The sequence below is a fragment of the Cobetia sp. PDI-12MA genome, from assembly GCF_059507695.1.
This window is the reverse complement of sequence record NZ_CM183351.1, coordinates 34,127-47,317: the sequence shown is the minus strand read 5'-3', so window position 1 is coordinate 47,317 and position 13,191 is coordinate 34,127. Positions and strand designations below refer to the sequence as shown.

12 protein-coding genes are annotated in these 13,191 nt (G+C 65.3%); 3 read left to right on the top strand and 9 right to left on the bottom strand.

Translation table 11 applies throughout. From position 1 onward, the window contains the following. Positions 1–31: 31 nt before the first annotated feature. From ruvX to AC5WNI_RS00175, 7 genes are all read right to left on the bottom strand, one after another. Complete coding sequence (ruvX, locus tag AC5WNI_RS00205) at positions 32–487, bottom strand: Holliday junction resolvase RuvX (protein WP_175088955.1); 456 nt, start codon at positions 485–487, stop codon at positions 32–34. Then, on the bottom strand, positions 480–1,037 hold the full coding sequence (locus tag AC5WNI_RS00200; protein WP_043331610.1) for a YqgE/AlgH family protein: 558 nt from the start codon (positions 1,035–1,037) through the stop codon (positions 480–482). Before AC5WNI_RS00200 ends, ruvX begins: the two co-directional genes overlap by 8 nt. A 15-nt stretch (positions 1,038–1,052) precedes the next feature. Next, positions 1,053–1,967: an energy transducer TonB gene (locus tag AC5WNI_RS00195; RefSeq protein ID WP_175088954.1), complete on the bottom strand. Its 915-nt coding sequence runs from the start codon at positions 1,965–1,967 to the stop codon at positions 1,053–1,055. 107 nt (positions 1,968–2,074) lie between these two features. Next, entirely contained in the window at positions 2,075–3,046 is a 972-nt protein-coding gene (gshB, locus tag AC5WNI_RS00190) for a glutathione synthase (RefSeq protein ID WP_495928565.1), read from the bottom strand. Between the two features lie 212 nt (positions 3,047–3,258). After that, positions 3,259–4,005 carry a 16S rRNA (uracil(1498)-N(3))-methyltransferase gene (locus AC5WNI_RS00185; RefSeq protein WP_495928564.1) on the bottom strand — a complete coding sequence of 249 codons (747 nt, stop codon included), beginning with the start codon at positions 4,003–4,005 and terminating at the stop codon, positions 3,259–3,261. Between the two features lie 165 nt (positions 4,006–4,170). Next, positions 4,171–4,674, bottom strand: a complete 504-nt coding sequence (secB, locus tag AC5WNI_RS00180; protein ID WP_043331620.1) for a protein-export chaperone SecB — start codon at positions 4,672–4,674, stop codon at positions 4,171–4,173. A 126-nt stretch (positions 4,675–4,800) separates the two neighbouring features. Further along, entirely contained in the window at positions 4,801–5,220 is a 420-nt protein-coding gene (locus AC5WNI_RS00175; RefSeq protein ID WP_043331622.1) for a rhodanese-like domain-containing protein, read from the bottom strand. Between the two features lie 444 nt (positions 5,221–5,664). Between AC5WNI_RS00175 and gpmI the strand changes: the two genes are divergently transcribed. From gpmI to AC5WNI_RS00160, 3 genes are all read left to right on the top strand, one after another. Further along, a complete protein-coding gene (gene gpmI, locus AC5WNI_RS00170; protein ID WP_175088951.1) occupies positions 5,665–7,227 on the top strand; it encodes a 2,3-bisphosphoglycerate-independent phosphoglycerate mutase in 1,563 nt (520 codons plus the stop codon). Between the two features lie 118 nt (positions 7,228–7,345). Next, complete coding sequence (locus tag AC5WNI_RS00165) at positions 7,346–8,515, top strand: murein hydrolase activator EnvC family protein (protein ID WP_175088950.1); 1,170 nt, start codon at positions 7,346–7,348, stop codon at positions 8,513–8,515. 235 nt (positions 8,516–8,750) lie between these two features. After that, positions 8,751–10,136, top strand: coding sequence for a S41 family peptidase (locus AC5WNI_RS00160; protein WP_175089067.1), 1,386 nt, complete (start codon positions 8,751–8,753; stop codon positions 10,134–10,136). A 210-nt stretch (positions 10,137–10,346) separates the two neighbouring features. Here the strand turns inward: AC5WNI_RS00160 and AC5WNI_RS00155 are convergent, their stop codons facing one another. After that, complete coding sequence (locus tag AC5WNI_RS00155; protein WP_175088949.1) at positions 10,347–11,672, bottom strand: UbiH/UbiF/VisC/COQ6 family ubiquinone biosynthesis hydroxylase; 1,326 nt, start codon at positions 11,670–11,672, stop codon at positions 10,347–10,349. A gap of 256 nt (positions 11,673–11,928) precedes the next feature. Then, entirely contained in the window at positions 11,929–13,191 is a 1,263-nt protein-coding gene (gene ubiH / locus AC5WNI_RS00150) for a 2-octaprenyl-6-methoxyphenyl hydroxylase (RefSeq protein WP_175088948.1), read from the bottom strand.

The following is a 13,191-nucleotide window of genomic DNA, read 5'->3' as shown; positions in this document are numbered from 1 at the left end:
CCCGCTTCCGGAAAGGAAGCGGGTGGAGTATTCAGTAACCGACAAGGTCGCCCTCGCCTCGCTGGCTTGCAAACCAGCTTTCGAGAATCAGCTGAGCGGCGAGGCCGTCCACGCCATCATCGCGATAATTGCCGCGGTGGCCGCGCTCACGCGCCAAGCCCTTGGCCGCCTTGGTGGAGCCGCGCTCGTCCCACATTTCCAGCGGCTTGCCGTAGCGGCCATACAGGCGCTTGCCGAACTTGCGGGCTCGGCTGCACATCAGTGTCTCGCTGCCGTCCAGCTCGAGGGGCAGGCCGACCACGAACAGATCGGGCTGCCATTCCTCGATCAGGCGATTGACGACATTCCAGTCCGGAATGCCGTCCCGCACATGCAGCGGTACCAGAGGCGTCGCGGTGCCGAGCATCTCGGTGCCCACCGCGACACCGATACGGCGCGTGCCGAAGTCGAACGCCAGCGCCGTACGGCTGACTTTCCGCTCAGCCATGCCCGATCTCCCGCGACATCAGATTCATGTCGACGCCCAGCTTGCTGGCAGCCGCTTCGAGACGGGACTCACTGTCGGCATCGAAGAGGATGCCACTGTCGCCTTCGACGATCAGCCAGCTGTTCTCCTTCAGCTCGTTGGTGAGCTGGTCCGGCTCCCAGCCAGCGCAGCCGAGGCAGACCATGAAATCATCAGGGCCTTCGTTGCCGGCTATCGCCTTCAAGATGTCCAACGAAGTGGTCAGCGCCAGCTCGTCGGTCACCTGCAGGCTGGAATCCCACTCGCTGGCCTTGCCGCGATGCAGGATGAAGCCGCGGTCCTTGTGGACGGGGCCGCCGTAATAGACCACCTCATCGAGGCGTTCACAGCTGTCGGCAGCGATCTCGAGCTGCTCGAACAGACCGCGCATGGTCAGCTTGATCGGCTTGTTGACGATGACACCGAGGGTGCCCTTGTCATCATGATCACAGAGGTAACTGAGCGAGCCGGAAAAATTGTCATCATCGAGATGCGGCATCGCCAGCAGGAAATAGTCTCGCAGACTTTGCATGGTCCTCCCGAGGCGTCAGGGCGCGCCAGAATCGTTGCCGGGGCCGAATCGCCAGATGCGGGTGATGGTCAGCTGGCTCATCCCCTTGAGACTTTCATCAAAGGGCGCATAAGGAGCCGCGCCGTAGACCGTATCCAGAGCCGCCTGGTCGAGTTCAGCATGTCCCGAGGATTGTAACACTTCCGCGAACTCAAGCTGACCGCTGGGCAGCACGACGGCGCGAATCCGCAGCTCGCCGCTCAGATGAGCAGGCGCCGGATAGTGCTGGTTGCCGAACGTTTGCACCGTGCCGGTCCAGTCGTTGATATAGCGCGCACGGGCCGAGGCACGCGCCGCCTTGCGTGAGGCGGTGTCACCCACCACCTCACGTGACTGGCCGGAGGCCTGGATTCGCTGGACGTCCTGCTCGCTGGCCTGCTGTTCGTTGTCCGGCGTATCCGGCAGCAGTTCGGAACGCGCCACCTGCTGTGACGATGCCTGTTGGGTCGCGATGACCTCGGGGATGCGCTCCGGCAGCACCAGCGCCTGCGTAGCCGGAGCCTGGGCTTCCGCCACGGCCGGCTCGCTGGCCTCGGACGCACTCTGCTCGCCCGGCTGCGGGGGCGCCAGATTGACTGGCCCGGCCTGCACCGCTGCCTCGCGCCCGCTGCCACTGGCCTGCTGGTCCTGCTCGGCCACCACCTGCGAGTCGACGGCAGTGGCGCTGGCCTGACTGACCAGCGTCACATCGAGCATCACCGGCTTGGGCATCGGCGGCACCTCGGGCGGCGTGAGCAGGCCGCTGCCCAGTAACCACCAGCCGATGACGGCATGAACGGCCAGTGCCGCGCCCCATGCCACCACACGGCGATGCCCCCGCGTCACCGGAACATAGGTGATCGGGTCGGTGACGCCATGATTGCCTGCCCACCACTCGACGGGTGCTGCCATACCCCACTCCCTGTCCACGGAACCTCATTGGCAGCTTCGGCTTCCCTGCCGTTTACTGCGAATCCATTGCGGGTCAGCCACTGGCGCCGACCTCACCGCGATATTGCTCAGGCGGGGGGCTGCGCCGCCAGACGCGCTTCGATGGCATCCATCAACAGACCGGCGATATCAGTGCCGCGCTGGGTATCGATCTCGCGCACGCAGGTCGGGCTGGTGACGTTGATCTCGGTGATGTAGTCGCCGATCACGTCCAGGCCGACGAACATCAGACCCAATGATTTCACCACCGGCTTGACCTGCTCGATCAGCCAGTAATCGCGGTCGGTCAGCTCACGCGATTCGCCACGTCCGCCAGCCGCCAGGTTGCCGCGTGTCTCGCCGGCGCTCGGAATGCGCGCCAGACCGAACGGTACCGGTTCGCCATCCACCAGCAGAATGCGCGTATCGCCGGCACTGATTTCCGGCACATAACGCTGGGCCATGATCTGACGGGTGCCCTGCAGCGTCAGCTGCTCGATCACCGAGCCGAGATTGCGGCCATCTTCGGCGACGTGGAAGATACCACTGCCTCCCATGCCATCCAGCGGCTTGAAGATCACGTTGCCATGCTCGGCATGGAAGGCACGCAGCACCTTGGCGTTGGCCGACACGGTAGTCGGCGGGATGCACTGCGGGAACTGCTGAGCGAAGAGCTTCTCGTTGCAGGTCTGCAGCGCAGCTGTCGGATTGACCACCAGCACGCCTTCCCGCTCGGCAAAGCCCAGCAGGTGAACGGCATTCAGGAAGTGTTCGTCGACGGGCGGATCCTTGCGCATCAGGATCACGTCAAGCTCGGCCAGCGGAGTCGCGACGACCTCGCCCAGCTGATAGAAGTTGTCCGGGTCGTGGTAGACCTCCAGATCACGCATCCGGCCCATGGCGCGACCATTCTCGAGATAGAGATCTTCCTGCTCGAGATAGTGCAGCGACCAGCCACGCTGGCTGGCGGCCCACAACATGGCCAGAGTGGTGTCCTTCTTGTAGGCGACGCTGGACATCGGGTCCATCACCACGCCGATCTTGAGCTTGCGAACAGTCATTGAGGCAACCTTGTGACGACACTGCCAGCCCGGAACGCGGCCGGCAGCGGGGATAACGGAGACTCCCGTCGCGACATGACACCATGGCGCGGGAGCGATGGGACAAGTATGCAGCAGCGCCGTGCTGCTCACCACTGGCGAAACGCCCTTGCCGGCGCACGCTGTGTTGCCGGCAGATAAACAATTCCGCCCGGGCGCCCGATGTTGGGAGATCAGCGCGGCAGGTCACCAAATCGCTGCTGCAGCAAGGTCAGCGCCACCACCGGCGCCGTCTCGGTGCGCAGGATACGCGGCCCCAGGCCGAGCACCTCACAACCGGCGGCGGCCGCTTCTGCCACCTCCTCCTGCGTGAAGCCGCCTTCCGGTCCGATCAGCAGGCTGGCGCGGGCAACGCCGCCCTCGGCCTCGGCCACGTTCAGCGCCTCGGCACCGCCCGGCTGCAGAATCAGGCGCAGCGGCTCATCACGCTCGGCCAGCCACTGCGTCATCGCCACCGGGGCATGCACGACCGGCACGACACTTCTTCCGCACTGTTCGCAGGCGCTGGCCGCCACGCCCTGCCAGTGCGCCAGCTTCTTGTCGGCGCGCTCGCCCTTGAGCTTGACGTCGCCACGCGCGGTATAGAGTGGCGTGATGGCAGCCACGCCCATCTCACAGGCCTTCTGGATGGCGTAATCCATGCGATCGCCCTTGGAGATCGCCTGTCCCAGATGCACCGCCAGCGGCGCCTCGCGGTCATTGGGCACCGCCTCGATCACCTTCACGCTGACGCCCTTGCGGGTCACCTCCTCCAGCACCACGCGCACCTCCTGCCCACGCCCATTGAACAGCTGCGCCTCACTGCCGACCTTGGCACGCAGCACCAGCCCGAGGTGGCGTGCAGGCCCCTCGGGGAGGGCGAAGGACGCCCCGGCGCTGACATTGAGATCAAGATCGGGGCAGTGCAGACGAATGGCCATGGGCGGGGTCTCGCGGACAGAGAAGCAGTGAAAGTGAGCCGCGATGAGTCAATGCAGCATCGCAGGCAAGGCGGCGGCCATTGTCGCCCAGAAACGCAGCGACGGGCCACTGGGGCCCGTCGCTGGTCGTACCTGTCATGTGGCCCATCAAGGCCGGCTCACTGATCAGTGAGCGGTCGCCTCGGCGGCGCCCTGGGCTTCACGCTGCTTGCGCTGCGCGTACATGGCCTCGAAGTTGACCGGAGCCAGCATCAGCGGAGGGAAGCTGCCACGGTTGACCAGGTTGTCGATGGCTTCACGCGCATACGGGAACAGCACGTTCGGGCAGAAGGCGCCCAGGGTGTGGTCCAGCTGCTCGGCAGACAGGCCAGCGATACGGAACAGGCCAGCCTGCTCGACTTCCGCCAGGAAGGCAGTGGTCTTGTCTTCGCCGTTGGTGACCTGAGCGGTGACCTTGATGGAAACTTCGAACAGCTCCTCACCGACCTGCTGGTGCTCGGTATCCAGCTCCAGCGCGACCTTCGGCTGGAACGGCTGGGAGAAGACCGCCGGAGAATTCGGGGCTTCGAAGGACACGTCCTTCACGTAGATGCGCTGCAGGGCAAACTGGAGCTGATCCTGAGCCTGTTCTGCGCCTGCTGCAGCCTGTGCGTTCTGTTCTTCAGCCATGAGACATATCCTTGAGGGTTCGGAGATTTATTCTTGGTTGCGAGCCGGCTTCCAGCAGGCCCGCAAACTTGCCCAGCCAGCGGAGGCAATGACAGCTGGCAGACACTCGGCGAGCGAGCCTGCGACTCAGCGAGTCACGACCGGCAGGCTGTCGGCTTCCCACTGGCCCATGCCGCCCTTGAGCTTGACGGCCTGCTTGAAGCCATCCTTCTCGAGGCGCGCTACCAGCGGTCCCGCCGTCTGGCCGTGTTTGCAGACGATGATCACCGGGCGTTCCTTGTACTTGGCCAGCGGAGTGGTCTCGCTGGTCAGCTGACTGCTGGGAACGTTGACGGCACCGGCGATATGCCCTGCCTTGAATTCCTTGCTGTCGCGGATGTCGATGAAGACACCCTCTTCGCGATTGACCAGTCGCGTGGCCTCGCTGACGCTGACGCCGTGGTTGCCACGCATGGTTTCCATGACAATGAGGGCGACCAGCAGGGCGACGAAGGCACCGACCAGCAAGGGATGATTCTGCGCGAACTGAAGCAGCTGTTCGATCATGAGACGGGCTAACTCCGCTGTGACGTGCATGCCGACGCGTACGCGGCAAAGGAAATAGACCGCTACCTGAGGTAACGGAGCCAGCATTATACATGACAGGCCCAAGCATGAATGCCGCTGCATGGCATCAAAAAGGCGTAGCCGAGCGATGCGCCGGCTGCTGTCAGCTCAGCCGGGCCGGAGCGATCCACCGATAGCGCGACCCAATCCCGGCGATACACTTGCGACACTTGCACTCGGCACCTTACCACCCCTCTAATAGAGGGCAGAACGAGCAGGTAGTTTTATCACTACATGTCGTCTCCGCCGAGGACTCTGCCTCGCGGATGCGCCACAGCATGGCCACAGGACATGACAGCTGCATGATGTGTCTCCCGCCGAGCATCATCCTGGTATCCCGGCCCCTGCTCACCCCAGATCATTCGTCATCACAGCGAGGAAGTCATGGCAGCTCAAGCACAAGGTCCGCGTCCCGTCGCCCTAATCATTCTGGACGGCTACGGTCATAGCGAAGAGGAGAAGGACAACGCCATCCTCGCCGCCGACACGCCGGTGATGGACCGCCTGCGTCGTGAATATCCCAGCGAACTGATTCACACCGATGGTGGCTTCGTCGGCCTGCCGGACGGCCAGATGGGCAACTCCGAAGTCGGCCACATGAACCTCGGTGCCGGACGCATCGTCTATCAGGACTTCACGCGCATCACCAAGGCGGTGCGTGAGAATGCCCTCAAGGACAATGAGGTCCTGACCGCGCCCATCGATGCCGCCGTCAAGGCCGGGCGTGCCGTGCACCTGATCGGCCTGCTGTCACCGGGTGGCGTCCACTCCCACGAAGACCACACCCTGGCCATGGCCGACCTGGCCGCCGAGCGGGGCGCCACGCGCATCTATATCCACGCCATCACCGATGGCCGTGACACCGCGCCCAAGAGTGCCGAGGCCTCCATCGCGCGTGCCGATGAGCACCTCGCGGGCCTGGGCCTGGAAGACGGCCGTGTCGCCACGCTGGTCGGTCGCTACTTCGCACTGGACCGCGACAACCGCTGGGACCGCGTCGAGCAGGCCTACCGCCTGATCGCCAACGGCGAGGCCGAGCATGAAGCCGCCACCGGGGTCGCCGGTCTGGCTGCCGCCTACGAGCGCGACGAGACCGATGAATTCGTCACCGCCACCCGTATCGGCGATTCCGTCGCCATGCAGGAAGGCGATGCGGCCATCTTCATGAACTTCCGCGCCGACCGTGCCCGCGAGCTGACCCGCGCCTTCGTCGAGCCGGACTTCGCAGGCTTCGAGCGCACGCCGCCCAAGCTGGCCCACGACGGCCTGGTAATGATGACCCAGTACGCCGCCGACATCCCGGCGCCGGCAGCCTTTCCGCCGACCGAGCTGCACAACACCCTGGGCGAGGTCGTGTCCGACCGTGGCCTGACCCAGCTGCGCATCGCCGAGACCGAGAAGTACGCGCACGTCACCTTCTTCTTCTCCGGTGGCCGCGAAGAGGAATACCCCGGCGAGACGCGCATCCTCGTGCCGTCCCCGCAGGACGTGAAGACCTACGACGAGAAGCCGGAAATGAGCGCCGGCGAAGTCACCGACAAGCTGGTGGAAGCCATCGAATCCGGCAGCTACGACCTCATCGTCTGCAACTACGCCAACGGCGACATGGTCGGCCACACTGGCAAGTTCGACGCCGCCGCCCAGGCCGTCGAGTTCCTCGACAAGTGCGTGGCCCGCGTGGTCGAGGCGCTGGAGAAGGTCGGTGGCGAATGCCTGATCACCGCCGACCACGGCAACGCCGAGCAGATGGTGCACCCGGAAACCGGCAATCCGCAGACTGCGCACACCACCTTCGAGGTGCCGCTGATCTACGTGACGCAGCGCGATGCCAAACTGGCCGCCGACGGGCGTCTGTGCGATCTCGCCCCGACCCTGCTGACCATGATGGGCCAGTCGGTGCCGGAAGAGATGGATGGCAAGGTGCTGGTCGATTATGCCGAGGCCTGATAGCAGGCTGCATGGCGCGCCCTTCGGTGCGTCATGCCTCTCGCCCTGCCCGAGCACATCGCTCGGGCAGGGCGACCGCCCCCGAATCTCAAAGCGCCGGAGCCGAGTCTCCGGCGTTGTGCTGTCTGCCTGGCTGCTGAGTCTCGCCCCGCTGGCACTCGCCCCCGTAACGTCCGCCACTGCGCTGGCCGCTGACGACACCGCCACTCTGACCCAGAAGAAGCAGGCCTCCGAGGCGGACCTCAAGCGCCTCAAGCGCGAGATCCAGGCGATGCAGGGCGAGCTCAAGGCCACGGCAGCGCGGCGCAGTGACACCCGCAACGGGCTGGAGAAGATCGAGCGCCAGCTCAACGCCACGCGCCAGCAGACCGGCAAGCTCGAGGATGAGCGCGATGACATCCAGCAGCAGCTGGTGGCGCTGACGCGCAAGCGTGAAGCCCTCAGTCAGCAGCAGACGGCCCAGAAGGCGGCGGTCGCCGAAGAGATGGCTGCCCTCTATCGCCTCGGTCGTCAGCCTGAACTGAAATTGCTGCTCAACCAGGATGACCCCGCACGCCTTGAGCGCCTGCAGATCTATCTGAACCACCTGAGCGAATCACGGCGCGCGGCGCTGGAGCGCCTGGCCGAGCTGAACCAGTCACTGGCCGACACCCGCGCGCAGCTGCTGGCCCGCCAGACGCGCCTGGATGACGTACAGGCAGACCTCAAGCGGCAGGCCAGTCAGCTGATCGCGCAACAGAATGAACGCGCCGCCCTGCTGCGCAAACTGGATGCACGCTATGCCAGCCATGAGGCGAAGATCGCCGAACTGGACCAGGACCGCGCACATGCCAATCAGCTGATACAGACCCTCGAGAAGCGCCTCAAGTCGATCAAGAGCGCACCGCCGCCCAAGACCCGCATCACGCGTGCAATGGGCAAGATGGACTGGCCGGCGCCAGGCAAGGTGATCTCCGCCTATGGGCGTGGCGAGGGCGTCAACCGTGATGGCGTGCTGATTCGCGCGACGCAGGGTACCGCCGTCACGGCGCCGCACGCCGGTCGCGTGGTCTTCGCGGACTGGATGCGCGGCTATGGCAACCTGCTGATACTCGATCATGGTGACAACGTGCTGACGCTCTACGCCCACCTGGCAAGCTTCAGCGTGGGCCCGGGCGACAGCCTGTCACGTGGCCAGCAGCTGGGCAGCGTCGGCAGTAGCGGCGGGCGCGATGGCCCGGCGCTCTATTTCGAAGTGCGCCGCAGCGGTCAGCCGACAGACCCGAGTCGCTGGCTCTCGCGCCGCTGAAGTGCCTGGCAGCGGCACCTCGCGCATCGTCTGATTGTCAGACAACGCTGAATGCCACCGCTACCCAGCGGGCTAGTCGCCAGGCACTCGCGCGGGATATGCTCGCAGTAGCCTGTGACTGCGAGCATGCTGGGAGGTGTGTCCCCTGACATGCCTCGACATCCGGCCCCGGCGCTCAGCGCATTTCGGTACCAGTCGAGTCAGTATCCGTTGAGAAGGAAATCGCATGTCTGCAATGTCGCCGTTCCGTCCTGCCCCGCGCCGCCTGCGTCAGCTGGCGGTCAGCGTGCCGCTGAGTTTTGCCCTGCTGGGTGGCGGACTGCCGGCCAGTGCAGAAGATGTCACCGCGCCGGTCGACAGCGCTCAGGACGCCCGTCAGGGCACTGACCTGCCGCTGGATGAGCTGCGCACCTTCGCCGAGATCTTCGAACGCATCAAGCGCACCTACGTCGATCAGGTCGATGACCGCACGCTGCTCAAGAATGCCATGCGCGGCATGCTCGAAGGGCTGGACCCGCACTCCGCCTATCTGGATCAGGAGGACTGGCAGGACCTGCGCGAGAATACCGACGGCGAGTTTGGCGGCATCGGTATCGAGGTCGGCACCGGCGACGATGGTCAGCTGACCGTCATTGCCCCCATCGATGACACCCCGGCGGCCCGCGCGGGCCTGCAGCCGCGAGACGTCATCCTCAAGATCGACAATACGCCGCTGGATGGCCTGTCGATGTCGGAGTCGGTCAAGTTGATGCGCGGTGAGGCAGGCTCTCGCATTCGGCTGCTGATTCTGTCCGAGGGCGCCGACATGCCGCGCGAAGTGGTGCTGGAACGGGCCATCATCAAGAGCAGCAGCGTCAGTCAGCGCCTGCTGGATCCGGGCTATGGCTATCTGCGCATCAGCCAGTTCCAGAGCGCGACCGGTGACGAGGCCCACACGGCGCTGGCCAGACTGCAGGAAGACAACGATGGTGAGCCGCTCAAGGGGCTGGTGCTGGATCTGCGCAACAACCCCGGCGGGCTTCTCTCGGCCGCCGTCGAGATCAGTGACCTGTTCCTGTCCAGTGGCCGCATCGTCTACACCGAAGGCCGCCTGCCCGACAGCGAGCTCTCCTTCTCGGCCAGACCCGATACCCCGGCGGGCGACACCCCGCTGGTGGTGCTGATCAATGGCGGCACGGCCTCGGCCGCGGAAATCGTGTCCGGCGCGCTGCAGGACCAGCACCGCGCCATCATCATGGGCACCGACAGCTTCGGCAAGGGCTCGGTCCAGACAGTGATGCCGCTGGGCAATGGCGATGGGCTCAAGCTGACCACCGCGCTCTACTTCACGCCCGGCGGACGCTCGATCCAGGCCGAGGGCATTCGCCCGGATGTGGAGGTCGTGCGAGGTCGTCTCGAGCGCGACACGCGGCGTGACTTCAGCGTGCGTGAGGCTGACCTCGAGGGGCGCCTCGACAATGCCAACGCCGCCAGCGAGTCCGCCAGCAGCAAGGCACCCGACAGCCCGGTAGTGGCGGAAAGCGACTATCAGCTGGGTGAGGCGCTCAATCTGCTCAAGGGCATGAACGTGCTGGGGCGCAGCGCGGCGCTCAAGGCCACCGTGCCCACAAGCGACGAGTAAGCATCACGCCATGGTCACCAGATCATCAGGCCACAACGACAAGGCCCCGCCATCTGGCGGGGCCTTGTCGTTGCAGGGGGCATGACATACGCACTTGTATAGAAACATGCAGCGGCATGTGTGGCAGCGGTCGGTCAATCCTGCGCCCAAGCGATGATAGTTTGCGCCCACATACCCGGCAACACAGATACTACATCACCTTCATTCTTGTTACGGCCTGCAGCTGGCAGGCAACTCACCCCGCTGCCCCATTGCCTGACGCATCAGGATACGCTTCAACTCGCCTTGGCCGTCGACGAAACCAAGCCCGAAGTTGCGCAGCAGACGTACGCCCGGCTGACGGCTGCCGAACAACAGCCGGAAGCCATCCATCATCTTGAGCATCATGGCATTGTCGCTGCGACGCCGGCGACGATAGCGCGCCAGCCAGCGCTCATCGCCAAGCGCCACCCCGCGGCGATGCCCTGCCAACAGCTCGTCTGCCAACACCGCCACATCCATCAAGCCCAGATTGACGCCCTGCCCTGCCAGCGGGTGAATGGCATGCGCGGCGTCCCCCACCAGCGCCAGCCCCGGCAGCACATAGTCTTCGGCGTGGCGCTGATGCAGCGGGAAACTGAAGCGCTCACTCGCCCATTCGATGGCGCCCAGCTGGCCTTCAAAGGCGTCTTCCAGCTCACTGCAGAATGCCGCTGGTGACAGTGCCAGCAGGCGCTCAGCCTCTTCTGGTGTGGTCGACCACACGATGGAGCAATGCCGCTCTGCAGCCGAGGCTCCCTCAGCCGGCTGAGCCAGGGCGTCATTGACGGCCAGCGGCAGGAAGGCCAGCGGCCCGGTCGGCAGGAAGCGCTGACGCGCGACGGCCTGATGCGCGAGTTCGGTGCGCACCGTGGCCACCAGCGCAACCTGGCCGGTGTCGTGTTCCCGCGTGGCGATCCCGGCCAGCTCGCGCAGCCGTGAGCGCGCACCATCCGCCGCAACCACCAGCGCCGCAGTGACTGTCCGGCCATCGGTCAGCGTCAGGCTGGTCACTTCCGCCGCTTCTAGCTGGTAAGCATTCACTACTGAGGTGGCGCCCGAGCGTGGCAGCGCCATACCTGCTACACGTGCCCCGAAGCAGCGCGTGATCGCAGGGCAGGTATCGATGGCCTGCTCCAGCGCGGCGAGCGTGACCCGGTTCTCGACGATATGACCCAGCACCGGCACGCCGCTGTCCTCGGCGCTGAACTGGATCTCGCCATTGCCCTCCGCGTCCCACACCTGCATGCCGGTATAGGGCATCAGACGACTGGCGGCGATGGTCGGCCACACACCCAGGCCGCTCAACAGCTGCTGAGAGACCGGCGTCAAGGCACTCACCCGTGGCTCGGGGGCGCTATCTGGTTGCCAGCGGGTCGCGGACTCGCGACCCTCGACCAGCATGACCCGCAGCCCCGCCTGCCCCAGCAGCAACGCCAGGGTGGCACCGACGATACCGGCACCGACGATGGCGACATCGGCATCATGTGCGCTACCTGCTGATCGACCGTCCTTCATGCCTGCTCCCTGTCTCGTAGTACTGTCTCGTAGTACTGTCTCGTAGTACTGTCTCGTAGTACTGTCTCGTAGTACTGTCTCGTAGTACTGTCTCGAAGTTCTGTCTCGTAGCCTGATCTCGAAGACCAATCTCGTGCCCTGATTTCGAAGCCCTGTCTCGTGGTTAGATATCAAGGCGCTGTCAGTGAGGCCCTGTCAGTGACGCCCTGTCTGCGAGGCTCTGCCCACGAGCCAAGTCAGCGAGCACTTACCAACCTCAGCGCTCAATACCCATCGAGCGCCTGGCCAACAGGCGCTTGAGCGGCGAGACCAGATTGAGTCCGATCAGGCCCGCTGCCCGTGCATGCCCCAACCAGCGACTCTCGACCCCGAACAGGCGGATCAGGCCATCGCTGAACAGCACCACATTGTCGCGATCCGCTCCGCGACGCTCCTCGAAGTCACTCAGCACGCTGGTGGCCCCCGGCGACTCGCCACGCGTCAGGCCCGCCTCGATGGCCGCGACCAGGTCGGTCACGCCGCGCAGCGCCAGATTGAAGCCCTGCCCTGCCACCGGGTGCAGGGCGTGGGCGGCATTGCCGAGCACCGCAAGGCCGGGGCGTGTGCCTTCGCTGGCACGCACCAACGACAGCGGATAGGCGTGGCGTTGCCCGACACGGCGAAAGCGTCCGGCGCGTTCACCGAAGGCGCGCTGCAGCGCCTGCAGGAAGTCGCTGTCGGGCAGCGCCATCAGGCTTTCCGTGTCAGCGGGGGAGCGCGTCCACACCAGCTCCATGCGCTTGCCGGCCAGCGGCAGCAGGGCCATCGGGCCTTCACTGGTAAAGCGCTCATAGGCGACTCCCAGGTGAGGCTGGCTCATCTCCACCGTGGCGATCAAGGCATGCTGCTCATAGTCCTGCGCCGCACTGTGGATGCCGAGGCGCTCCTTGAGTCCGGAGCGACCGCCATCCGCCAGCACGGTCAGCTCAGCCTCGATCAGGCGACCATCCTCGAGCGTGAGGCGATGGCCTTGTGCCGTGACAGCAATCTCTGCCACGCGCGCCGGGCAATACCAGGCCAGCGGTAGCTCGGCCAGCTGGCGATGCAGCACCTGGCCCATCCAGGCATTGGGAATCACGTGGCCGAGCGCGGCCACCTCGAGTTCGGAGGCTCGCATGCGCGTCGCACCCAGGAGGCCACGCTCACTGACATGGATGGTGCGAATCGGCGTGGCGTGCTCGCACATCGCCTCCCAGACCCCGAAGTCGGTGAACCGCTGACGTGAGCCCGCCGCGATGGCGCTGGCACGTGCATCGAAACTTGGCTGGAAGCGCCGGGCATCTGCCGTCGCGGCGGGCAGCTCATTGGCCTCGATCACGGCGACACGCAACGCTGCGGCCTCACGGCCCTTCTCGTCGGACACACGCGCCATCAGCGGCGCCAGCGCACAGGCCAGGCTGGCGCCCACCAGGCCGCCGCCGATGATCACGATGTCGAAGTGTTCGGCATCACGCCCGCTCATGGCGTCAGGCTCGCTCAT

Excerpts from the sequence above, each read along its gene's own strand:
- ruvX (WP_175088955.1), bottom strand. The coding sequence starts at position 487 with ATGGCTGAGCGGAAAGTCAGCCGTACGGCGCTGGCGTTCGACTTCGGC.
- AC5WNI_RS00200 (WP_043331610.1), bottom strand. The coding sequence starts at position 1,037 with ATGCAAAGTCTGCGAGACTATTTCCTGCTGGCGATGCCGCATCTCGAT.
- AC5WNI_RS00195 (WP_175088954.1), bottom strand. The coding sequence starts at position 1,967 with ATGGCAGCACCCGTCGAGTGGTGGGCAGGCAATCATGGCGTCACCGAC.
- gshB (WP_495928565.1), bottom strand. The coding sequence starts at position 3,046 with ATGACTGTTCGCAAGCTCAAGATCGGCGTGGTGATGGACCCGATGTCC.
- AC5WNI_RS00185 (WP_495928564.1), bottom strand. The coding sequence starts at position 4,005 with ATGGCCATTCGTCTGCACTGCCCCGATCTTGATCTCAATGTCAGCGCC.
- secB (WP_043331620.1), bottom strand. The coding sequence starts at position 4,674 with ATGGCTGAAGAACAGAACGCACAGGCTGCAGCAGGCGCAGAACAGGCT.
- AC5WNI_RS00175 (WP_043331622.1), bottom strand. The coding sequence starts at position 5,220 with ATGATCGAACAGCTGCTTCAGTTCGCGCAGAATCATCCCTTGCTGGTC.
- gpmI (WP_175088951.1), top strand. The coding sequence starts at position 5,665 with ATGGCAGCTCAAGCACAAGGTCCGCGTCCCGTCGCCCTAATCATTCTG.
- AC5WNI_RS00160 (WP_175089067.1), top strand. The coding sequence starts at position 8,751 with ATGTCGCCGTTCCGTCCTGCCCCGCGCCGCCTGCGTCAGCTGGCGGTC.
- AC5WNI_RS00155 (WP_175088949.1), bottom strand. The coding sequence starts at position 11,672 with ATGAAGGACGGTCGATCAGCAGGTAGCGCACATGATGCCGATGTCGCC.
- ubiH (WP_175088948.1), bottom strand. The coding sequence starts at position 13,191 with ATGAGCGAGCCTGACGCCATGAGCGGGCGTGATGCCGAACACTTCGAC.